General features: G+C 57.4%; 18 protein-coding genes. 15 read left to right on the plus strand and 3 right to left on the minus strand.

What is annotated here, in order from left to right; all coding sequences use genetic code 11:
* Positions 1-70: 70 nt before the first annotated feature.
* Positions 71-943 carry an amidohydrolase family protein gene (locus tag ABYT07_RS00765; protein WP_372988675.1) on the plus strand — a complete coding sequence of 291 codons (873 nt, stop codon included), beginning with the start codon at positions 71-73 and terminating at the stop codon, positions 941-943.
* Between the two features lie 6 nt (positions 944-949).
* Here the strand turns inward: ABYT07_RS00765 and ABYT07_RS00770 are convergent, their stop codons facing one another.
* On the minus strand, positions 950-2,140 hold the full coding sequence (locus tag ABYT07_RS00770) for an amidohydrolase family protein (RefSeq protein ID WP_372988676.1): 1,191 nt from the start codon (positions 2,138-2,140) through the stop codon (positions 950-952).
* Positions 2,141-2,269: 129 nt separating this feature from the next.
* On the opposite strand from ABYT07_RS00770, the gene ABYT07_RS00775 reads away from it, so the two are divergent.
* The 7 genes from ABYT07_RS00775 to ABYT07_RS00805 all read left to right on the plus strand — a co-directional run bounded on the left by ABYT07_RS00775 (position 2,270) and on the right by ABYT07_RS00805 (position 10,234).
* Entirely contained in the window at positions 2,270-3,076 is an 807-nt protein-coding gene (locus ABYT07_RS00775; RefSeq protein WP_372988677.1) for a ferredoxin--NADP reductase, read from the plus strand.
* Positions 3,077-3,166: 90 nt separating this feature from the next.
* Complete coding sequence (locus ABYT07_RS00780) at positions 3,167-4,003, plus strand: xanthine dehydrogenase family protein subunit M (RefSeq protein ID WP_372988678.1); 837 nt, start codon at positions 3,167-3,169, stop codon at positions 4,001-4,003.
* Positions 4,003-6,750, plus strand: coding sequence for a molybdopterin-dependent oxidoreductase (locus ABYT07_RS00785; RefSeq protein ID WP_372988679.1), 2,748 nt, complete (start codon positions 4,003-4,005; stop codon positions 6,748-6,750). The genes ABYT07_RS00780 and ABYT07_RS00785 overlap by 1 nt, the downstream gene beginning before the upstream one ends.
* On the plus strand, positions 6,743-8,230 hold the full coding sequence (locus ABYT07_RS00790; protein WP_372988680.1) for a 6-hydroxynicotinate reductase: 1,488 nt from the start codon (positions 6,743-6,745) through the stop codon (positions 8,228-8,230). Before ABYT07_RS00785 ends, ABYT07_RS00790 begins: the two co-directional genes overlap by 8 nt.
* Positions 8,227-9,084, plus strand: a complete 858-nt coding sequence (locus ABYT07_RS00795; RefSeq protein WP_372988681.1) for a UPF0280 family protein — start codon at positions 8,227-8,229, stop codon at positions 9,082-9,084. The genes ABYT07_RS00790 and ABYT07_RS00795 overlap by 4 nt, the downstream gene beginning before the upstream one ends.
* Positions 9,069-9,653, plus strand: a complete 585-nt coding sequence (locus ABYT07_RS00800) for an amino acid synthesis family protein (RefSeq protein WP_372988682.1) — start codon at positions 9,069-9,071, stop codon at positions 9,651-9,653. Before ABYT07_RS00795 ends, ABYT07_RS00800 begins: the two co-directional genes overlap by 16 nt.
* Complete coding sequence (locus tag ABYT07_RS00805) at positions 9,650-10,234, plus strand: amino acid synthesis family protein (protein WP_372988683.1); 585 nt, start codon at positions 9,650-9,652, stop codon at positions 10,232-10,234. Before ABYT07_RS00800 ends, ABYT07_RS00805 begins: the two co-directional genes overlap by 4 nt.
* A 3-nt stretch (positions 10,235-10,237) precedes the next feature.
* On the opposite strand, the gene ABYT07_RS00810 is transcribed toward ABYT07_RS00805, so the two are convergent.
* Positions 10,238-10,690 carry a MarR family winged helix-turn-helix transcriptional regulator gene (locus tag ABYT07_RS00810; protein ID WP_372988684.1) on the minus strand — a complete coding sequence of 151 codons (453 nt, stop codon included), beginning with the start codon at positions 10,688-10,690 and terminating at the stop codon, positions 10,238-10,240.
* A 145-nt stretch (positions 10,691-10,835) separates the two neighbouring features.
* Between ABYT07_RS00810 and ABYT07_RS00815 the strand changes: the two genes are divergently transcribed.
* The 7 genes from ABYT07_RS00815 (at position 10,836) to ABYT07_RS00845 (ending at position 21,716) form a co-directional block, all read left to right on the plus strand.
* Positions 10,836-11,903: a Rieske 2Fe-2S domain-containing protein gene (locus tag ABYT07_RS00815; protein ID WP_372988685.1), complete on the plus strand. Its 1,068-nt coding sequence runs from the start codon at positions 10,836-10,838 to the stop codon at positions 11,901-11,903.
* Positions 11,904-11,955: 52 nt separating this feature from the next.
* On the plus strand, positions 11,956-13,173 hold the full coding sequence (locus ABYT07_RS00820) for an ABC transporter substrate-binding protein (RefSeq protein WP_372988686.1): 1,218 nt from the start codon (positions 11,956-11,958) through the stop codon (positions 13,171-13,173).
* A gap of 70 nt (positions 13,174-13,243) precedes the next feature.
* Positions 13,244-15,106 carry an ABC transporter permease gene (locus ABYT07_RS00825; RefSeq protein ID WP_372988688.1) on the plus strand — a complete coding sequence of 621 codons (1,863 nt, stop codon included), beginning with the start codon at positions 13,244-13,246 and terminating at the stop codon, positions 15,104-15,106.
* Positions 15,103-15,879: an ABC transporter ATP-binding protein gene (locus tag ABYT07_RS00830; protein ID WP_372988689.1), complete on the plus strand. Its 777-nt coding sequence runs from the start codon at positions 15,103-15,105 to the stop codon at positions 15,877-15,879. Before ABYT07_RS00825 ends, ABYT07_RS00830 begins: the two co-directional genes overlap by 4 nt.
* Entirely contained in the window at positions 15,872-16,573 is a 702-nt protein-coding gene (locus ABYT07_RS00835) for an ABC transporter ATP-binding protein (protein WP_372988690.1), read from the plus strand. Before ABYT07_RS00830 ends, ABYT07_RS00835 begins: the two co-directional genes overlap by 8 nt.
* A 773-nt stretch (positions 16,574-17,346) precedes the next feature.
* The gene (locus ABYT07_RS00840) at positions 17,347-21,231 is read left to right on the plus strand and encodes a hypothetical protein (RefSeq protein WP_372988691.1); all 3,885 of its coding nucleotides are present in this window, start codon (positions 17,347-17,349) and stop codon (positions 21,229-21,231) included.
* Between the two features lie 41 nt (positions 21,232-21,272).
* A complete protein-coding gene (locus tag ABYT07_RS00845) occupies positions 21,273-21,716 on the plus strand; it encodes a hypothetical protein (protein WP_372988693.1) in 444 nt (147 codons plus the stop codon).
* Between the two features lie 31 nt (positions 21,717-21,747).
* Here the strand turns inward: ABYT07_RS00845 and ABYT07_RS00850 are convergent, their stop codons facing one another.
* Positions 21,748-23,376 carry a hypothetical protein gene (locus ABYT07_RS00850; protein WP_372988695.1) on the minus strand — a complete coding sequence of 543 codons (1,629 nt, stop codon included), beginning with the start codon at positions 23,374-23,376 and terminating at the stop codon, positions 21,748-21,750.
* Positions 23,377-23,485: the final 109 nt, after the last annotated feature.

The raw sequence follows: 23,485 nt of genomic DNA on the forward strand, positions 1-23,485 counted from the left end.
AATTGTTCTATTGAATAGCAATATAATTTGTTCCAAACTTGCACAAAGTTTGCCCATGGGAGAGGCCGAAATGATCGACTTTGACAAAATTCGCGCGATTGATTTTCATACACACGCCGAAGAACCTTGCGGCTGTCACTCGGACGACGGCTATGACGATCTTCAGTCTACGATGGCCAGCTATTTCGGGGCACCGTGGAAACACCCGCCAACGATTCAGGAAACCGCTGCGCATTACCGCGAACAAAACATTGCCGCTGTGATCTTTCCGGTCGATGCCGAACGCGAGACCGGATATCGCCGCTATAAGAACGAAGAAGTCGCCGCCATCGCCGCGGAAAATGACGATGTGCTGATCCCGTTTGCGTCGATTGACCCTTGGAAGGGTAAAATGGGCGTCCGCGAGGCGCGGCGGCTGATCAAGGAATACGGCATAAAGGGGTTCAAGTTTCACCCCACGATGCAGGGCTTTTACCCCAATGACCGCATTGCCTATCCGCTATACGAAGCCATCGAAGAAGAAGGCGGCATCGCGCTGTTCCATACCGGCCAAACCGGCGTGGGGTCCGGCATGCCCGGTGGCAACGGCATGCGGCTGAAATATTCGAACCCGATGTATATGGATGATGTCGCGGTTGATTTTCCTGACCTCAAGATCATCCTCGCGCATCCCAGCTTTCCTTGGCAGGAAGAGGCGCTTTCGGTCGCGCAGCACAAGCCCAATGTCTATATCGACCTGTCGGGTTGGTCGCCGAAATATTTCCCCGAAATTCTGGTGCGCTACGCCAATTCGATCCTGAAGAAAAAGATGCTGTTCGGGTCGGACTGGCCGATGATCACGCCCGAACGCTGGCTGTCGGATTTCGACAAGATCAACATCAAGGACGATGTCCGGCCGTTGATCCTCAAGGAAAATGCGATGCGGTTGCTGGGGGCAAGCTAGGGGCGCTTAGGCCCCTACCGTTCCCTTTACCAATTCGGGCAAACGGGTCGCTGGCGGCGTGTTCCGGCTGCGCTGGCTGCGCACAACGCCGTCGATCACCATCATGCCGACGCCGGGCAGATTTCCCTGCTGCACTGATTCCAGCAGGTTTTTGCCCGGCGCGTGCTGTGCTTGATCCATGATTACAAAATCCGCAGCTTTGCCTGCCTCGATCAACCCGGTGTCCAGCTTGCGCTGGCGCGCGGTGTTGCCATTGGCAAAGCAGAACGCGGTCTCGGCAGGGATGTCGCCCAGCGACGACAACAGCGCCACCATCCGCATGATCCCCAGCGGCTGCACGCCCGATCCCGCTGGCCCGTCAGTGCCCAGTATCAACTGGTCCAGCTTGCCTAGTTCACGCGCTGTATTCAGCGTCAACAAAGCGGCGCGTTCATTGCCGTTGTGCACGATTTCAAGCGCGGCTTGGCAACCTTCGCAGATGCAAATGATCTGATCGTCGGGCAGGGCAGTGTGCCCACCGTTGATGTGACCCACCACATCGGTGCCGGTTTCCAATACCATATCCGCGTCAATCAACCCCGATCCGGGGATCGACGGGCCGCCGGTGTGGATCGTGCTTTGCATCCCGTATTTCCGCGCCCAGCCGACCATCTCGTTCGCGGTCTTGCCGTCCTTGACCGTGCCAAGGCCGACCTCGCCGATCAACGTCACGCCGGCTTCGCCCATCTGGCGGAAGTGCTCTTCCTCCAGCCCTTGTTGTAGCAGGGGCGCGCCCGCGTGCACCTTGACGCCCGAGGGGCGGAAATTTTCGTACCACCGCTGTGCGGCAATCGCCATCGCGACCGTGCCAACCGGATCGTTGGGGCGTCCGGGCATATGTACTTCGCCTGCGGAAATCAGCGTCGTCACACCGCCATGCAGGGTCGAATCGATCCAGCCCAACTGCTGTTGACGCGGGGTATAATCACCCACGACGGGGTGCACATGGCTGTCGATCAGTCCGGGGGCAAGGGTTGCACCGTTGGCATTGATCAGCGTCGTAGCCCCTTCGCAATCCATGTCTTTTTCTTTGCCCCATTCGGTGATCTTGCCATCAATCGCGATCAGGCAATCGCCGTCAAAAATGGGTTCTTCCATTTTGCCAGACAGGATCATGCCAATGTTGCGTATCACGAGCTTTGCGGGGGTGTCGGACATGGGGCGTGCCTTTCAAGCATATGGTTTCATTTGAACGCTAACAGAAAAATCAAACCAGACAAGATGAAATGCTTGACAGTTTTTTGTTTGTGTACAAACAATATGCATAACAGCGAAAAGGAATGCCCCATGGACAGCGCAGAAACACTCGATACCCCATTTCCAATTCCGGCGGGCGTATTCGCGCAAACCGTTACCGAAGTTGAGCATTACACCGACAGCCTGTTCCGGTTTCGCATCACGCGGCCTGAAAGTTTTCGCTTTAGGTCGGGCGAATTTGTCATGATTGGTCTGCCAAATGCGCAAAAGCCCGTTTTCAGAGCCTATTCTATCGCGTCCCCCTCGTGGGACGAAGAGGTCGAGTTTTATTCGATCAAAGTGCCCGACGGTCCGCTGACCGAACATCTGCAAAAGCTTGAGGTGGGGGATAGGGTCCTGATGCGGCGCAAACCCACGGGCACATTGGTCAATGACGCCTTGCTGCCCGGCAAACGTTTGTGGATGTTTGCCACAGGCACGGGTGTCGCCCCCTTTGCATCCATCATCCGCGATCCTGAAACATACGACAAATTTGATGACCTGATCCTGTGCCACACCTGCCGCACAGCCGGAGAGTTGACCTATTCACGAGCACTTGTGGAGAGCCTGAAGGCCGACCCGTTGATTGGTGAATTCGCGCAGAGGCTGACCCTTTACGATACTCTAACGCGCGAGGACTGGCCGCGCATGGGGCGACAGACCGATCTGATGGCTTCGGGCAAGATATTTGACGATCTGGGCGTACCTCCGATTAATCCTGCCACAGATCGGGGCATGATTTGCGGATCGATGGACATGCTGGCCGACACGAAACGGGCTCTAGAACGTTTCGGCCTCGAGGAAGGGGCCAACAACCGGCCCGCCACTTTTGTGGTCGAAAAGGCGTTTGTGGGATAGGCCTTGCGCGAATTGATTTGACAGAGCCGACGCTATCGAATTCTTATTAGTGTACCAACAAGTTCTTATCCTGACAGGAGCACGCACCCCATGAGCTATATTACTGCCACCACGCTTGAGGATGCGCTTGATGCTTTGGCTGCGGGGTCTGCATCGGTGATCGCTGGCGGGACCGATTGGTTTCCCGCCCAAGGTGATCGCCATTTCGACGGAACGCTGGTCGACATTTCGCGCCTGACAGAGCTGCGCGGTGTGACCAAAACCGATACTGGCTGGCGGATCGGTGCCGCGACCACCTGGACCGATATCATCAAGGCCGATTTGCCGCCTGCCTTCAACGGCCTGAAACTGGCCGCCCGCGAGGTCGGGTCGGTGCAGATTCAAAATACCGGCACGCTTGCGGGCAATCTGTGCAACGCATCACCGGCAGCCGACGGTGTGCCGCCGTTGTTGACGCTGGATGCAACGGTTGAGCTGTCTTCGACCCAAGGCACACGGCAGATGCCGCTTGGCGCTTTTCTGCAAGGGGTGCGCAAGACAGACCGCGCAGCGCATGAAATCCTGACGGCGGTCTATGTTCCCGATCTGCCAAAGGGCAGTACCGGCAGTTTTGTTAAACTGGGTGCCCGAAAATATCTGGTGATTTCGATCTGCATGGTTGCTGTTCTGGTTACGGTTCGGGGCGGGTTAGTGTCTGATATCCGGATAGGTGTCGGTGCAGCATCGCCGACAGCCCAACGATTAACCGCGCTCGAGGATAGTTTGCGCGGCCTGCCTGTGGACGGTCTGATCAAGGCGGTAACGGATGAAGTGATCCTTGCCCTCAGCCCGATATCTGATGTGCGTGCCAGCGCCGACTATCGGCAATCCGCAGCGCCGCAGGTGATCCGCCGCGCAATCACCTTAGCCTTGGAAGGAGTCGCGTGATGGACAAATCTGTTACCTCGCTAGCCACCTCATTCACTTTGAACGGTGAAATTGTCCAAGTTGATGCCAAACCGGGCGAACGTCTGTCCCATTCTTTGCGCGAACGGCTGGACCGCAAGGATGTCAAGGTCGGTTGTAATGCGGGTGACTGCGGGGCCTGTACTGTCTTGGTCGATGGTGCGCCCGTTTGCGCCTGCTTGATGGCGACGCAACAGGCATCAGGTCGAAAGGTCGAAACGCTAGCCGGGCTGGTTAAGGCGGACCTCGATGCGCAGGCCCTGATGGAAAGCTTTCAGCACCATCAAGCCGCACAATGCGGGATTTGCACGCCGGGGATGATGGTGTCTGCCGTCGCCTTGCTGCGTGCCGTGCCACAGCCCGATGATGCGCAGGTCCAAGACGCCCTTGGAGGTGTTTTGTGTCGCTGTACGGGCTACCGCAAGATTATCGATGCCGTCGTAGGGGCGCATGCGGCTGATCAATTGGTCAAAGCCCCGACCGATCTTGGCCATGCTGCCCGCCGTTTCGACGGATTGGCCAAGGTTGATGGCTCCGAGAGATTTGGCGATGACGTCGCCCCTACCGATGCGCTGGTCGCCCGCGTGATCCGGTCGCCCTATCCATCGGCCAGTTTTACCTTGGGCGACATTGCGGCATGGCAGGCACAAAACCCTGGTATAGTCACTGTTCTGACCGCAAAAGACATCCCCGGCCTGAATGCTTTTGGCGTCATTCCCGGCTTTATTGACCAGCCGGTATTTGCTGTAAGTCACATCCGTTTCCGAGGCGAGGCGGTGGCCTGCGTTGTTGGAAGCGCCGATGCGATGGCGGCACTTGATCTGAACAGCTTTCCCGTCGAATGGACCGCGCAACCCACGCTGTCCGATATTGACGAGGCCATCGCGCCCGATGCGCCGCTGCTGTTTGACGACCGCAAGGGCAACATCATGTGCGGCGGCTTTGTGCAATGCGGCGATGCCGATGCCGCACTAGATGGCGCAGATGTAACGGTCGAGGCGACCTATAAAACCAGCTTTGTCGAACATGGCTATATCGAACCCGAGGCAGGTTTTGCCGAGATGGTCGATGGCCGCCTGCATGTCCACGCCTGCACCCAAGCACCGGGCATGGACCGCGAAACGCTGGCCTCGGTTCTGAACATGCCGATGGCGGATATCCGCATCGTGCCAACCGCCGTTGGGGGTGGGTTCGGGTCGAAAATTGATGTGTCCTTGCAGCCCTTCATAGCACTTGCTGCGCTGAGAACCGGCAAGCCGGTCCGCATGACCTATACCCGCAACGAGACCATGCAATCGACCACCAAGCGCCACCCCGCGCAGATCAAGATCAAGGTAGGGGCCAAAGCTGACGGTACTTTGTCCGGCCTGCGCTTTGACGGCGATTTCAACACCGGTGCCTATGCCAGCTGGGGTCCGACCGTGGCGAACCGTGTGCCGGTGCACGCCTCTGGGCCCTACCATATCTCTGATTACCGCGCGCGCAGTCGCGCCGTGCACACCCATTGCCCGCCCTCTGGTGCCTTTCGCGGTTTTGGTGTGCCACAATCGGCCATCGCACAGGAAACCGTTTTTGATTTGCTGGCCGAAAAGCTGGGGATGGACCCGCTGGAATTCCGTCTGAAAAACGCGCTGGAGGATAATGTGCCAACGGTGTGCGGGCAGGTGTTTGACCAGGGCGTTGGCATCAAAGCCTGTCTTGAGGCGCTGCAACCTGCATGGGAGATGGCAAAATCCGACTGTGCTGCCTTTAACGCCGCCAATACGACCCACAAGCGCGGCGTCGGAATCGCGGGTGCGTGGTATGGCTGCGGGAATACGTCGCTGCCGAACCCGTCTACGATCAAGGCGGGTCTGCGATCTGACGGCTCGGTCGTGTTGCACCAAGGGGCGATGGACATCGGGCAAGGCTCTAACACGGTTATTCCGCAGATATTCGCTAAAGCACTTGGCGTATCCATCGACGGGGTGACTTTGCTGGGCGCTGATACGGATATCACACCGGATGCGGGCAAAACATCCGCCTCGCGCCAAACCTTTGTGTCAGGCAATGCGGCGCTGAAAGCGGGCGAAACATTGCGCGGCGAAATTTTGCGACAGGCCAATGCAGGCCCTGATGCGGTGATCTCGCTAAGCGGTGGCGAGGTTCAAGTGACCGACGCAGGCCGCACGCAAACGCTTGATCTGTCGCGGCTGGACCCGAACGCCGAAGGCTATGTGCTGATGGCGCAGGAAACCTATGATCCGCCGATCAAACCGCTGGATGAAAACGGGCAGGGCGTGCCCTATGCGCAATTCGGCTATGCCGCGCATTTGGTCGTGGTCGAGGTTGATATCGCCCTTGGTTTATGCAAACCGCTGCGCTTTGTCGCCGCCCACGACGTGGGCCGTGCGATCAACCCGCTGCTGGTCGAGGGCCAAGTGCAAGGTGGCATCGCCCAAGGGCTTGGCATGGCCTTGATGGAGGAATATATACCCGGGCGCACCGAGAATTTGCACGACTATCTGATCCCCACGATTGGCGATATTCCCCCGATCGAGACACTGATCCTTGAGGTTGCAGACGCACACGGCCCTTACGGTGCCAAGGGTCTGGGTGAACACGTCTTGATCCCGACAGCGCCCGCGATATTCAACGCGATCTATCACGCGACAGGCGCAAAGGTGACGCATGCGCCCGCAACCCCAACGCGCCTGCGCGCAGCCCTAAAGGAGGCCGGACATGCCTGATGATCTGCGCGACACCAAACCCGAGAAAATCCGCTGCGATGCTTGCCCCGTCATGTGCTTTATCGCCGATGGCAAATCCGGTGCCTGCGATCGCTATGCCAACCACGCGGGCGAATTGGTCCGGCTTGATCCACTGACGGTGATCCAGTCGGGGGCCAAGGCTGTGGCCTTTCTGGATCAGGGTGACAATGCTCAGGATTGGGATGGCGATGTCATCCAGGGCGGGCGCGATTTCGTGACTGCCGTTGGCGCGGGCACGACCTATCCCGACTATAAACCCGCGCCCTTTATCGTTAGCCAAGAGGTTGAGGGCGTTGATATGGTCACCGTCGTGACCGAGGGGATTTTTTCCTATTGCGGGGTCAAGGTTAAGATCGACACCGACCGCCACATTGGTGACGAACGCGCCGTGGTGCGGGTGGACGGTGAAGCGATCGGCCATGTGATGACCTCGGAATACGGCTCTAAAATGCTGTCTTTGGGCGGGGTCGAACACCTGACAGGCGGTTCCAAGAAAGAAGGCCGTGTGACTTGCGATGCTTTGCTGCGCCTGTGCAATCGCGAAGCGGTCGAGATGAATATCGATGGTGGCGTGACCATGGTCGTAGAGGCGGGCAATGCGCCCATCATCAACGGCGTACCTGAAAAGCTGATGCGCGTGGGCTGCGGGTCCGCCACCATCGGGATGTTCGCCAAACAATGGCACGGGCATGTGGACGAAGTTGTCGTGGTCGACGATCACATCACCGGCGTGCTAAGCGAACACGAGGCCGGCAAAGGGCTGGACATGACGCCATCCGGCATCCGCATCAACGGGCGCCGGTCCACCCCCGGCCGCTATTTTCAGGTCGCTGACCCCGGCACTGGCTGGGGCGGTACCGATGTCGAAGACCCGCTTACCATCCTGCGCCCAGCTGATCCCAAGCGTGCTTGGCCTGGGCTGCGGCTGCTGATGATCTCGACCACGGGCGAACAATGGGCGTACTTTATCTTGGACGATGATCTTGAACCGCAACCCGCCGAGATCACGCCCGAGCTGTTGGTCGTGGCCGAACGTATTGCAGAAAACTGCGAACCCTCGCTGTGTTCTGTCCTGTTTATGGGCGGTGCGGGCGGGTCGCTGCGTGCCGGCGTCACGGAAAACCCTGTGCGCCTGACACGATCAGTCAAGGAATCGCTGACCCACGTGTCCTGCGGCGGGGCCGAAGCCTATGTCTGGCCGGGTGGCGGGATCACCGTGATGGTCGACGTGATGGATATGCCGACCAATTCATTCGGGTACGTGCCGACGCCCGCGTTGGTTGCCCCCATCGAATTCACCCTGCGGCGCGAAGATTACGGCACCCTTGGCGGGCACATGGAACATATCCAGCCGGTGGGCGATGTTATCACCAGCGACGTGCGCCGCGTCGCACAACAAGCGCTGCAATCCGATCCGAACGACCGCGAGAACTACGGTTGGTCTAAAGGCGATAAATGAACGCACAAGCCGTCTTTTTGTCTGGCAACAGGCTGCACCTGTCACACGGGCCGATTGATCTGATCATCGGGGCGGATGGCGCGCGCGATACGGCTTTTCGAGCAGCTTTTGCAAGGTTCGAGACTGTTTTGACCGAGCTGATGACGGAGCTGCCCCTGCTTCGCCAGCCGGTCGATGCCAAACCACAGGGCAAGATCGCCCGCCGGATGTACCGCGCCGCCTTGCCCCATGCCGACGGGCTGACAACGCCGATGATCTGCGTTGCCGGTGCCGTCGCCGAGGAGGTGCTGGCCGCCATGGTCGACGCCACGGACCTGGCCCGCGCCTATGTGAACAACGGTGGCGACATCGCGCTGCACCTAACCGATGATGCCACATTCAAGGTGGCTATTGCGGTGCCTGATGGACACAGCCTTGGCACAGTTACAATATCAAGCACCGACGCCATTCGCGGGATCGCGACCAGCGGGCAGCGCGGTCGGTCGCTGAGCCTTGGTATTGCCGATGCAGTGACTGTTTTGGCCCGATCAGCCGCGATAGCAGATGCGGCGGCGACCAAGTTGGGCAATGCTGTCGATCTGCCCTGCCATCCCGCCATCAAACGCGCACCCGCCAACAACCTGCACGACGATAGCGATCTGGGCAGCACTCTGGTTGTCACTCATGTTGCAAATCTGGCGAAAACAGATGTTGTGCAGGCTCTTGAACGCGGTGAAGCTGCGGCCAATGCGATGCGCGATGCGCGCCTGATCGACGGGGCCGCACTGTTCCTACAAGGTCAAAGCCGAACGCTTGGACTGCCTGAAAAAATGAAACACTTACAGAAAGGCCCCCAACCATGCCTGACGTCATAATCCGCAAGATGGTCACCAGTATCGAGGAGATCTTTCACGAAGGCGGCCCCCGCGCCAACACACCGCTAAAGCGCGGATATGTCATGGCAGTGATCGAAAACCCCTATGCAGGGTCTTATGTCGAGGACATCCAGACATTCATGGAAGACCTAAAACCCCTTGGGCTTGAGATGGCGCAAAAACTGTTGGCCGCCCTTGGGGTCGAAGCGAAACAGATTGAAGGCTATGGAAAAGGGTCTATCGTCGGCGTGGGCGGAGAGTTGGAGCATGGCGCGCTGTGGCATGCCCCCGGTGGCTATGCGATGCGCGATGTTCTGGGGGGGGCCAAGGCGATCGTGCCTTCCACGAAAAAGGTGGGCGCGGCGGGCGTGCGGTTGGACGTGCCTGTCACCCATGTTGACGCGTCCTATGTCCGCAGCCATTTCGATTCTATCGAAGTCGGGCTGAACGACAGCCCCCGCGCCAACGAAATGGCTGTGATTTTGGTCATGACCACAGGGTCGCGCATTCACAACCGGGCGGGCGGCTTGGACGCAAAGGACATCAAAGGGGAGGATGGTTTGAGATGAAAGCTGATATTCGTAAAATTGCCGTTTGGGTCGAGGAAACGCATCGCGAAATCGGGCAAGTTATTTCGCCGCCCACACGTAAGGCCGTGGCCGTAGCTGTTATCAAAAACCCCTTTGCAGGGTCTTACACCGAGGATCTGACCCCCCTTATGGACATCGGTGCCGAATTGGGCGGTCTGCTGGGTGACAAATGTGTTGCGGCGCTTGGCATCACCCCCGCGCAAGCCGAAAGCTATGGCAAGGCGGCCATGGTTGGCGAAGGCGGGGAACTGGAACATGCCGCTGCGATCTTGCACCCAAAACTGGGTGCGCCGTTGCGGGTTGCCGTTGAAAAAGGCGCAGCACTGGTGCCGTCCTCGAAAAAGATGGGCGGGCCGGGGCAGGTACTGGACGTTCCGCTGGGGCACAAAGACGCCGCCTATGTGCGCAGCCATTTCGACGGGATCGAAGTGCACCTGAACGACGCACCACGTGCCGGTGAAATCATGGTTGCCGTTGCCGTCACCGACAGTGGGCGCCCGTTGCCCCGCGTTGGCGGATTGACTCACGACGACGCAATTGGTCAAGACGGCCTGCGCTAGGGTCTAAAGCTTATCAAGTAACGTCAGCAGCCGTTCGACCTCGCGGGGGGTCAGGTTGCTGACAGTCTCGGCAGAAATGTCATGGGCTATGCTGATGGCGCTGGCCGAGAAGTCTTTGCCCGCGTCCGTCAGCGATATCTCGAGGCGGCGCATGTCGGTCTCGGACGGTGTGCTTTGGACCAGCCCTTTTTTGCGCAACCGGTCCACCACGCCTTTGGTCGTCGCCGCGTCCATGCCAACCAGACGGCCAAGCTGGTTCTGGCTGATGCAGACCTCATCGCGCAGCTTGGCCAGAACGGCAAATTGCGTCGGTGTGATGTCAGGCATCCGCTGGTTAAATATTTCAAGGTGGCGCTGGTTGGCAAGGCGCAGCTTGAATCCGACCTGGTCTTCCAGTTGATAGGGTGCTGCCGTGCGGCGCGCTGAATTTGCCGTTTCGGCCAAAGTGATGTCCAATATTTTGATGCGTCTGCGTATTTCTTATGCATTATCATCCCATGGATTTTATCTGGGGTCTACATCATATCAGATCAAAAATATTGTTTGACAGCTAACAAGTTTTTGGTCCTTCATGGAACCCATAACCACTGGGAGTAATGCTTTGTCCTTTGTCAGAAACGCGTGGTACGTCGCAGGATGGTCAACCGACTTTGGCGACGATCTGGTGTCGCTTACCCTGCTTTCTCAGAACATCGTTATGTTCCGCTGCAGTGACGGCCAGCTTGCCGTGCTGGAGGACCGCTGCCCGCACCGGTTGCTGCCGTTGTCCAAGGGCAAGCGCATCGGTGACACCATTCAATGCGGCTATCACGGCATGACCTTTGACGCGGGCGGGCAATGCGTGCGCGTACCGGGCCAGTCAAACCTCCCCAAATCGGCTTATGTTGACAGCTTTCCGGTGCTGGAACGCCATGGCATCGTTTTCGTCTGGATGGGTGACGCCGACAAGGCAGACCCTGCGCTGGCCTTTGATATGCCCGAACTGTCGCAAGACGGCTGGCATCTGCATCACGGCGACAAGCTTCACATTCAGGCAAATTACCTGAACGTCGCCGAGAATCTGGTCGATCCGGCGCATGTCAGCTTTGTGCACCCCACCACACTTGGCAACGCGGCGTCTGAAAACGTGCCGGTGCATGTAAAAACGGCGGACGAGGTTATTGTGGCTTGGCGTTGGATCAGGAATGCGGAACCGATTGGGTTTTTCAAGAAATTTGGTGGCTTTGAAGGCAACGTTGACCGCTGGCATTATTACTATCTGCACATGCCTTCGACTGCTGTGATTGATTTCGGGTCGGTCGATGCTGCGCTTGAACTTCCCGAAGAAGAACGCAACAAAGGCGTGCGCATCTTTGCGCTGCATTTCGTTACCCCCGTGACCGAGGATTATACGATCGACCACTGGATGCATCTGCGCAACACGGCCCTCGGCGATGATGCCGCGTCTGATCAGATGGATGCGATGTTCCGCGTCGCCTTTGCCGAGGATAAAGCAATACTCGAGGCCGTGCATGAAGAAGAGCAGCGCCCACAAAAACGCAAGCCCATCCGCATTGCCATCGACAAAGGGCCAAATGTCTACCGCAAGCGGATTCGCGACCGGATAGAGGCCGAAGCAACCGATGATTTGGGCGAACCTGTTTCGCCGGTCTTTGTCCAACACGATTGACCATAAATAAAGCCGCAAAAGACGGCACCACCCCAACACAGAGGACACCAAAATGAACAGAAACACTTTCCTGAAAACCATTGCGGGGGCTGCTGCCCTTAGCATGACGGGCCTTGCCGCCCTTGCCCAATCGGGCGAACCGATCAAGGTTGGCGAAATCAACCACTACAAGCGGATGGCCGCCTTTGCAGAGCCATATAAAAAGGGCATCGAACTGCGTCTGGAAGAAATCAACGCCGCTGGCGGTGTGCTGGGCCGTCCGCTGGAATTTGTGTTCCGCGACGATCAGGGCGATCCCGGCGAGGCGATCAAAATTGCCGAAGAACTGATGACCAGCGAAGGCACTGTGATGCTGACCGGTACGATCCTGTCGAATGTGGGTTTGGCAATCTCGTCGGTCGCGGCGGAAAAGGAATGGGTTTATCTGGCCTCTGAACCACTTGCTGATGCGTTGACGTGGTCGCAGGGCAATCCGTGGACGTTCCGTCTGCGCACCTCGACCTATATGCAAGCCGCAATGCTGGCTGAACAGGCGGCCAAAACTGACGCGATGAAATACGCCACCATCGCGCCCAACTATGCCTATGGCAAAGACGCGGTTGCCGCGTTCAAGGAAGTGCTGACCCAGCTGAAGCCGGGCGTTGAATTCGTCGGCGAACAGTGGCCCGCCCTGTTCAAGATCGACGCCGGTGCCGAGGTGCAGGCGCTGGAACGGTCCAAACCCGACGCGATCTATAACGTGACATTCGGCCCCGATCTGGCCAAATTTGTCCGCGAAGGGACCACACGCGGTCTGTTTGATGGTCGCACGGTTTACGGCCTGCTGTCAGGCGAACCGGAATACCTTGAACCGCTGGCAGATGAAGCGCCTGAGGGTTGGATCGTGACGGGCTATCCTTGGTATGACTTCACCGAAGCGGATGGCGATAACAAGGTGTTCGTCGATGCCTATCAGGCACGGTTCAATGAAACGCCAAAGCTGGGGTCTCTTGTGGGCTATATGACGGCTGAAACAGTTGCCGCAGCGATCCACAAAGCGGGATCTACCGAAAGCGATGCAATCCGCATGGCGTTCGAAGGGCTGGACGTGACCACACCCGTGGGCGATATCACCTTCCGCGAAATCGATAACCAAGCAACCTTGGGTGCCTTTGTCGGTACGACTGCACTAAGGGACGGTGCAGGCGTCATGACCGACTGGACGTACATGGATGGTGCCAACTATCTGCCATCCGACGAAGAAGTCTCGAAACTGCGCCCGGCTGACTAAACAGCGGTGCCGCTCCGGAAGGGTCGCCTTCCGGAGCATCGTCTTTTCCCAAAATTTATGAGGTTGGCTGATGGGCCTTTTTATCGCACAGATTCTGACTGGGCTTGCCAATGCTGGTGCGCTTTTCATGGTCGCGTCTGGCTTGTCGCTGATCTTTGGTGTGACTCGTATCGTAAACTTTGCCCACGGGTCTTTTTATATGCTGGGGGCCTATGTCGGCTATTCCCTGATGCAGGTTCTCCCCGGTGTTGTCGGATTTTGGGGCGCTATTTTGCTTGCGGGTCTGATTGTCGGCCTGATTGGTGTCATCGTCGAAGTCTGCGTGCTGCGCCCTGTCTATAGCGCGCCTGAACTGTTCCAACTGGTCGCAACCTTCGGGGTGATCTTGGTGATCCAAGACCTTGCCCTGATGATCTGGGGACCCCAAGATTTGCTGGGGCCGCGTGCCCCGGGCCTCAAGGGGGTAATCCGGATTATGGGCGAACCGGTGCCACAATATGACATCGCGCTGATCATCATTACGCCATTCGTCGCCCTTGCGCTTTGGTATCTGATCACCCGCACCCGTGTCGGCGTTCTGGTCCGTGCGGCGACGCAGGACCGCGAAATGGTCAGCGCACTTGGCGTCAATCAGGCATGGCTGTTCACCGGCGTCTTTTTTCTGGGCTGCGCTTTGGCCGGTCTTGGCGGTGCGCTGCAACTGCCCAAGGGGGGCGCCGATCTGCTGATGGACTTCACCATTCTGGGCGCTGTCTTTGTTGTCGTTGTTATTGGCGGTATGGGATCATTGCCGGGGGCCTATCTGGCTGCGGTCATCATATCCGTACTCAACGTTTTTGGCGTCACTTATGCGCCGCAATCCACACTTGTTCTGATGTTCCTTGTGATGATCGTCGTGCTGATGTTCCGCCCCTTTGGCCTGCTGGGCAAAGAGGAAATCGCAGGTGAACATGGCCAGGTCGGCGAACCTGAACGCCCCATCAAGCCCGCAGGTCAACGCGTTCGTTGGTTGGTGGCGTTTGGCTTGGTGATCCTCGGGTTGCTGCCGCTTTATGGCAGTAATTTCTCGGTCGTGCTGGTCACCGATATCATGATTTTCTGTCTGTTCGCCGCATCGCTGCATTTCATGCTGGGTCAAGGCGGTTTGGTCAGCTTTGGTCATGCGGCATTCTTTGGGGGTGGTGCCTATGCGGCGGCCTTGTTCGTCACCTATGCCGATACGCCGATGGAGCTTGCGCTGATCCTTGCGCCGCTTTGCGCAGGGCTTGCCGCGATCGTCATCGGTTGGGTTTGTTTGCGGTCAACCGGCGTCTATTTTGCGATGCTGACGCTTGCCTTTGGTCAACTGCTTTGGAGCCTCGCGTTCCAGTGGGGTGACGTCACCGGCGGCGACGACGGGTTGGTCAACATCTGGCCCTCGGCATGGGCGTCTGACAACAGCGTCTACTACTACGTCGCCTTCATCCTGTGCGTCGGGGGCATTTTGTTGCTGCGCCAAGCGGCCCATGCGCCCTTTGGATACGCCATGCGCGCTGCGCGTGACAGCGCACGCCAAGCCGAAGCGATGGGGATCAACACCAAGCATGTCCAATGGGTTGCCTTTACCTTTGCCGGCACAATGGCCGGGCTTGCCGGCGGGTTATTCGTCTTTTCCAAGGGCAGCATCTTTCCCAACGAATTGGAAACTGCCCGCAGTTTTGACGCGCTGATTGTTGTGTTCCTCGGCGGGGTCAAAACCCTGTCAGGCGGTTGGGTCGGCGGCGCGTTCTTTGAGGGAATCAAAGATTATCTGACACGCTTCGAATACTGGCGGCTTGCCCTTGGCCTGTCGATCATCGTGGTGGTCATCCTTGGCCCCGAAGGGATCGTCGGCAGCCTGCGCAAAGCAGGAGAACGCTATGGCCTGTTGAAAACACCGGAGGATGCAAAATGAGCCCGATCCTTTCCGTTCGTAATCTATCCCGCAGTTTCGGGGCCATCAAAGCGGTCGATAACGTCAGCTTTGATCTAGCCAAGGGTGAATTGCTTGCCCTGATCGGACCAAACGGCGCTGGCAAAAGCACCTGTTTCAACATGTTGATGGGCCAGCTTAAACCATCGTCGGGCACTGTGCAGCTGATGGGCAAGAACATTGCCGGGATGCAGCCGCGCAAAATCTGGCGCATGGGGGTGGGGCGTACCTTTCAAATCACCGCAACATACGCGTCGATGACAGTGGTAGAAAACGTGCAGATGGCGCTGATCTCGCATCACCGCAAACTGTATTCCCTGACCACATTTGCGCATAAACTTTACCGCGACGAGGCGCTGGCGTTGCTGGATACAGTCGGCATGGTTGATCAGGCCGAACGCCACTGTGCCGTGCTGGCGTATGGCGATCTCAAGCGGCTCGAACTTGCCGTGGCGCTGGCCCATGATCCGATTTTGCTGCTGATGGATGAACCCACCGCCGGCATGGCACCGCGCGAACGCATCGCGTTGATGCAGCTGACAGCGGATATTCTGGATGCCAAAGGCATCAGCGTTTTGTTCACCGAACATGACATGGATGTCGTATTTGCCCATTCGCACCGGATTATGGTGCTGAACCGTGGTCAGTTGATCGCGGACGGCACCGTTGATGAAATCCGGAACAACCCACAAGTCCAAGAGGTATATCTGGGCGGTGGTACCTTGTTCAAAGCCGAGGAGGATGCTCATGCTTGAGGTCAAAGGCGTCAATTCATTCTACGGCAAAGCACATGTTTTGAATGACCTGAGTTTCCGCGTTGATGACGGCACTGTCGTCGCCCTTTTGGGGCGCAACGGGGCTGGCAAAACGACGACGATGAAATCCATCATGCAGATGGTGCGCCCCCGCAGCGGGTCCGTTATCTATAATGGTCACGACATCACCGGCTGGCCCAGCCACAAAGTCGCGCGTGCCGGATTGGGCTATGTCCCCGAAGAACGCCGGATCTTCACACAGCTTACTGTGCTCGAGAACCTTGAGGTCGGTCGCCAGCCGCCCCGCGACGGGTGCAGCACATGGACTGAAGATATGGTGTTTGATCTGTTCCCCAACCTTGCTGAGCGACGTAGCAACCGCGGCAAGGCCTTGTCGGGTGGTGAACAGCAAATGCTGACGATCGCGCGCACATTAATGGGCAATCCGGCGTTTATCTTGCTTGATGAACCCTCCGAAGGGATCGCACCGGTGATCGTCGAACAAATGGCGCGGGTGATTTTGCAGCTCAAAGACGAAGGGCTGACCGTTCTTTTGTCAGAACAGAACTTGCATTTTGCCCAAGCTGTTGCCGATGGCGTGGTGATCATTGAACACGGTACCCAAAAATTCGCCGGAAGTTTGGCCGACCTTCAGGCACATCCGGAAATTCGCGACCAATATCTGTCGGTTTAATAACCCACGGTTGTGACAGCACAAAGGGTTGATGAATACTGGGCCATATGACCGTGGTCACGAATACGACACGGAATTCCACCGCTCCTGTACTAGCGCGTGGAATTCATCTTCACCTTTATGTTACATAATTTAGGTTATATGTATTGTGACTGTCGCAACGAAATCTGCCCCCTTTTGGGGTGCTTGCGAAACGAAGGCTGCGTGGCACCCGACCAAGTTGGGCGCGCCCTTCGGCATTCTCGCTGTTCGGCGCGCGGTAGAGCGGTAGAGCGGTTACCAAAGGCGTCGCACATCAATTCCGCGATGCCTGATACCGCACTGATGTTGATGGCCGCGTTTGCGACGCAGTACTTGTCCGCCGGGGGAAGCCCGAGCAGAACCAAAACGAAGTCTGGAGCGCGCGCCGCCTTCCGGAACCTTCGAGTGAGTAGACGGATTTCTGATGCTTACTGCGAACAACGATCCGCAGTTTTCCCTGCTGTGTAATGCTCTCGACCGCCAGAGTTTGCCATCCGACGCGCGGATCTAGACCATTGCCGCAGGCACCCAGAACAGCGATGACCTGCGGCGCGAACCCGACAAAATTCTCATGACCAGATCGGCTGCAGATCGGGAACTGCTCCTTGCGGAGTTAAAGGTTCCCGCCACAAAGCCGAACTTTTCATCGGTCCGTTCGTGTGTAAAACTGATGCTGATTGTTCAAAAACAGACTAGGTATATGCAAGCTGGTGCTGTAGGTTTCCTTGAAATTAATTTGCCAGAGGATTTGCATGAAAACGTGGCAGGAGCTATCGCCCGAACAGCAAAACTTTTTGAAGAGTTTCCTTAAAACCAGTATCCGCGACCTGTTCAGAGACAAATATAAGACCGAAACCAACAAGGGCATCATCGATGCCTTTGGCAAGTTTTCTGAGCTGGATACGCTTTTTGATCAACGTGCCGCCCTCGTTCCGGACGACTATATCCAAAAGGCCGCCGTTCTGGCGCAGGCCGAAACCGCCCGTGCACGTAATCAGGCCGGCGCGTTTGATGATGCAACACAACGCATGGCACCCGCCATTCAGGCGATGGAGCGTTTGCGCGCAGATTTGACCAGTGCCGCTGATCTTCTACGTGCCGAAGTCGGTCCAGTCACTGGTGTCGGGTTTAGTCAGAACGCGGTAGCCGCAATTGATCAAGCCCGTCAAAACGTGCTGCGCCCGCTGGCTGATCCGTTACCGACCAAGGCGCAGATAGACGAAGCACGCGCAGCCATTACCGTTTTTGAACAGGCCATCAACGCCGCCTATGTTGAGGCTGGTGAATTGCCCGCCGCACGGGCCGCGCTGGACAAAGCCGCAGGAACCGCGACGGCGCGGCTGGCTGAAGTTGTTGCATTGGACGTGACGCCTTTTGCGTCGACGCCTCAATCAGGCGCCCTTGCCGCGGTGGTTCAGGACGCAAAAGACCTGCAAGCCGCAGTTTCTGCCGTTGATCAAAACGACGCTGCATCCCTACGCATCCTTGCTGGCAGGCTTACGGTCTGGGTGACTTTGGATGCTGCCACATCGCTGGTCGATGATGCGACACAGGCTGTGATTACTCAGGTTCAGGCAGCTTATGATGACGTTGAAGAGGATATAACAGATGCACTGGACATCAATCTGACGGAATATGACAGCCAGCCGGAACAGGCGGGTTTGCTGTCCACACGCGCCGAAATCACCGCCGAAAATCAGATGATCCTGTCGACACTGGCCACCGGCGACCCCGTTGAAATTCTGAAACTCGTGCCGCTGCTGAGTGCACTCCAGTCGAAATGCATCACTTTTTATAATCTTTCTATTGAACTCGATAGCCGGATTCAAAAGGAACAGTTCAAAGCTCTTGGGGCGTCCGATGCACATGCTGATGGCGTGCTAGCATTGCTGGATGCGAATGAAGCCGCAGGCAATGCCGTGATTTCAAGCTTGCAAAGCACTAAAACGATCCTGAAAGGCCAAGAAGCCACGCGGACCTATATCGAGGACAAAGGGAAAGAAGCGAAAGAGCGCGCGGATGAATTGGCCGTCTTGCTTGCCGATTGGACCCCCCTGAACGATGATTTCAAAGTAAAAAAGGCAGATTTTGAAGACCTGAAACAGGCTCTCGCGGATGAGAAAGAACGCGTGACCTTGCTGGGGGCTGCGGCCACCGACGAGGATCGTACCGGAGTCGAAGCGGCACGACTGGTGTGCGAAGCATCGTTGCAGATTGCCCTGATTGCACAAACCGCAAAAGACGAAAAAGCTAGAGACTATAACGCCAAGAAAGCTGAGGTCGCTACCGCCGAGAAGGAGTTGAAAGCCGCAAAAAGCCAACGCGCGATGCTCGACGCGATTACCTTTGGGCCGTTGTCCCCCCTTGCCGCACATCCGATCCCCGAGGACATGCTGGAGGATGTGGTCGGTCTGTTCGACAAGAACCCCGATATTGCCATTCAGACCTGCGCATTGGCACCCGGTGCCAAGGACAAACAGGCGCTGGCACAAACTGCCCTGCTTATGGCCCAACAATGCGAGACGAAATTCCTGTGGCAACCCCCGGCTGGCAGCGACGGCGTTGTCCCCCCGGCCCAGACGATGGGGGAAGGCCAAGCCATGAGTTACGCGAAAAATGCGCTGAAGCAGGCCGCGTTTTTCGGTGCGGAATTCACCGCCGAGGCGCAACAGGCCGTGGCAAACGGAGTTCCCCACAAACAAGACGCCAATATGCGGGCATTGACCGACTATTCGATGAAAAACGTCGCGGCGTCGCGCGCAACCACCGCCGCCGAGACAATGATCCAGCGGACCCCCGCATCCCAAGGGGTGCCAGCGGGCGTCAAGCTTGACCTTAACAGCCCTGCGTTCAACGCGATGCTGATCGAACAACGCCACGGTTTTGACGCCAGTTTCAACGCCACGGTTACCCTGTCCGAACAGATGGGAAATCTGAAAGAGTACTTTGGCGATCCAACCCAAGGCGACGCAAGACGGGCCAAGGCCGAGACCATTTTGAATTCGGTGACGGCTGTGCCCGCATCGCCTGCTTCGCGGTCTTTGCTTAGCGCGCAAATGGGTATCCCGGCTGAAGACTTTGACGACCCGTTGAAGGCAGACGAGATCAAAGAGAAAATTCAGGTTGGTATTCTCAAGGCGATGACGACGCCCATTGCCCAAGGCGATGTCGGGTCGTGTTTTGCCACCGCGCCTTTGCGCAAGTTGCAAAATGACGATCCGGTCGCGTTGATGGAAATGTACCGCGATATCGCCACAACAGGTGTGTTCAACCCCAAACATGGCCGCCCCGTCCCCGCCGTTACAAATCTGCCGCCGGGTGATGAACCATTAGCGCGCAGCCTTGAATATTCGATCGCCACAGCAGCGGCCCGTTTGCAAAGTAGTCGCGAACGTGGCCGCATGAACGCAGCGATGTTCGGGGTCCGTGATCCATCTGAACCGTCCTTGGGTGCGCTCAAAAACGAGGTGGATGCCGACGCGTGGCTGAAGCTTGAACCCAAGCTGCAACAGGCCGTTATCGGGGGGTATACCTTTGTTTATGACCCCACCCGCGTTGCCGGCGCGGTTAGTGCTGACGGATCATCGTCCAAGGGTGTCTACAAGATGGTTACCATCGACACCAAGGAAGAGGTTCTGTCGCAGGCCGACTTTGTGAAATTCATCAAGCGCAAGGCGCTTGAAGCCGTTGCATCAGCAGGTCTGGACGATGCGAACCGCGACAAGGTTTCAGCCTATATTGATGAACCTGCATTCGTGGCCGGGATCGACAAGCTGGCGGGCAATGACAAACCGTGGGAAATGTCCTTTGGCGGGTGGGGCGATTCATCAGGGGCGGTCCTGTTGCCACAGGATGACGGCAGCAAACGGCCCGCAAATCTGCGCGGGCACGATGTCGTCAGCGAGAATTCGAGCGACACCATAGGGGAACGGGCGGTCAAGGTTCTTAAGGCGATTTCAGGAATGGGCGGCGGTGACATGACCATGGTGTCAACAGGCGGGATCCACGCCTTTAACGCTGTCGCCCCCGAAGGTGATTTTGCCAAATTGAACGATCCGCCAGGATTTGACAAAAACGTTAAGGCCAAGCTGGTTGATCCGGGCCTCAAGATCGCGACGCAGAAACTGCCGAAGGACCGTGCTGCTTACCTTTATGGCAAGCGCATAGATGCGGTGTTGCCTTGGGCGGTGGATGACGCCGAAACAGACCTGATCAAGGCCGCTTTTGCCACGCCCCCCGACACTGACATGACCCCGGCCGAGCTTGAGAGCTATATCACGATCAAGCTGGAGCCATGGAAAACTGCGTCAGTCAACCGCAAGTCAAACGCTTGGGTGGCCAAGCAAAACCCCCTGCCCGCCCCCAGCGAGATCAGAAAGAAAAAGGCTGACCTGCTGGCCGCCGAGGATCAAAAGCAGAAAACTGCCGTGACAACGATGATGGCGGCAGAAATGGGCGTGCCGGAATTCGTGATCGCTGATTCAAACTGGGGAAGCGAGGCAGACAAAGCACTGTTTGTCATTGCCCCTGACCCGCTGACAGGCGAACCACGGATGTGGGTCAAATGGGCCGTAAGCGGCACGATGTCGCCAATGGATGACAAGTGGCTCAAGACGAACTGGATCAAAGACCAATGATACATACCGCTGCAAGACACCAAGGAAAGGTGACGTAAACCATGGACTTACCGCAGATTGATCTGATGATGGACGCAACAGGCATGCCGATGGTTCGCGTGGCCTATGAGGCGGAATATACCGAAATTGCGCCCCTGATCGCAGCGGTGCCTGCGCTGGTACAGCCCAATCATGCGCAGGATGCAGCGTTGGCTGTCAATCACCTGAGCGAGGGTTTTGAATACGGCGTTATTCTGGACCCTGCTGCATTCCGCATTGATTACATGGCTCGGTATGACGCCGAAGAAGGGGCCGAATGGCAACAGGGCCAGCCCCGCCTGCGGGACTTTGGTAAACCTGATCTGTCACGACTAGCCCCGCCCGTTATTGACGGCGGCACCCTCGTTTTCTTTGCGGACGACAAATATCTGGGGCTGGCCTATCAGGTCACGATGTCTTTGTCAGAGCCGACACCGGAATATCAACCGGTGCCCGTCGCCCCATAGTTTAGCGATCAGCCCGCCTTGGCCTGATCCTTTAGGCCGCCATGCTTAACGCTTCGTTCACTTTGCCCAGCGACGCGATCGCGGCACCGCGCACGTTGACGGGTTTGAATCCGTTGTTTCCGTCGACAGTCTGGAAAAATGGCGTGTCCAGTTCGCTCTGGAATTCGCTCAGCACTTTGCGGGCGTCGTCCTTCAGCTTTTCGCGCTTATCACCGTCTGGTTCTTGCACCAACGCCTCCAAAGCGTCTTCGAGACGCGTATCAAGCGCATCGAGGTAGGTGAACAGCGCCTTGGTATCATTCGCGATTGTCGGAAATTCTTCGCCCTGACACACGGCAAGGATCGAATCCTGAAGTTTTGTCATCTCGGATTGCAACGAGATGCGGGTTTTCGACCAATCCAGACGGGCGCGGACGTAAGGAACCACACCTGCGGGAATGTCCTTTTCTGCGGCGGTCTGTTCGGCGGCTTGTGCATCGGCAATCAGCTTTTTCAGACCGGGCACCGCCTTCATGGCACCGGCGAAATCATCTGCTTCGCCCTTTTCAGTGAAATAAGCCAGAACCGCGCGCATTTTGCCCACGTCGCCAAGGCCGCGCTGCAACAGGTCAAGGATGGTCGGTTCAAGATCCGCACGGGCGTCGCGCCATTCAGCACCCAAATCAGCGTCACCGTCCGCAGCAGCAGCCGGTGTAGGCTCCGGCGCGGGGGCGGCAGCAGATTGTTCGGCCAAGCGCGCGATCGCGTCGCCCAATGCCTTCGCCGTTCCGGTGGCTTTTTTCGCATCACCCAACGCGATCTGTTCGTCCAGCATGCCATGCGCCGCCCGCAACCGGGAAGCACCTTCAACATTCTCCAAGGCATCGATGCGCTTGGAAAGCACGGCAGAAACCTGGGCAAGCTTGGCAAGGGCCGGATCCTCAGCAGCGGCGGCAGGCGCGCTCGCTTCACTGGCCGCCGACAGTTTGCCAATCGCGCGCTCAAGCTTGGTCAGCATATCGTCGGCTTTGGGCAGATCACCGCCCTGCAAGGCTCCAACCGCAGTCTTGAACCCAGCAATCAATGGGGCTTGGGCCTCTTGCTTTACGCCTTTTATTGCGCCCTGAACCTGTACTGCACGCGCCTTGAGCTGCTTGAGCAACTCTGCATTGTCACCGGCAGGCGCGGCGCTAGCACCCTCCTCCGCTGTAGCTTCAGCCGATTTGGGCTCGGCGGCGGCGTCTTCGGTTTCATCGGGGCCGCCAGCATCGTCGTCATCGTCAAAACCGTCGTCCGCAACATCATCCAGCAGCCCGTCGTCAGGCATGTCTTCGATATCTTCTTCCAAAACATTACCGCTGGCATCCATCACCAGCACGTTCATCGGAATCTTTTCGAACTTCAGGAATTTCTTGAGCTTTTTGGCCATCTGCGGCAGTTCGCGTTCACAAGTCAGCGAAATAACGCGACCTTTGACCTTTGCCGTACCATAGCCTAGCTTGGTGCCTGTACTTTCGCCGCGGGCCACGCGGCCGATCACTTCGGGTTTTTTCTTGCGGTCCAAAACGAAAACGTCTTCTTTGGGATCGTTACCCGGACAATAGGCGAAACTCAAATCGCGTTTCTTGGCCATGGCCATCATCTTTTTAAGTTGATCACCCCGTAATGCGATATCAGCCATGACACTATTCCTTTTCGCTTCGCCATCTGCCCCATCAATTTGAGCACGCGTTGGTGATCAGCCTACACCAAAATACACCTCTGACAATTCCCAAAGAGATTAATCTAGC

Origin of the sequence: Sulfitobacter sp. (assembly GCF_041552635.1) — a bacterium.
Taxonomy (GTDB): domain Bacteria; phylum Pseudomonadota; class Alphaproteobacteria; order Rhodobacterales; family Rhodobacteraceae; genus Sulfitobacter.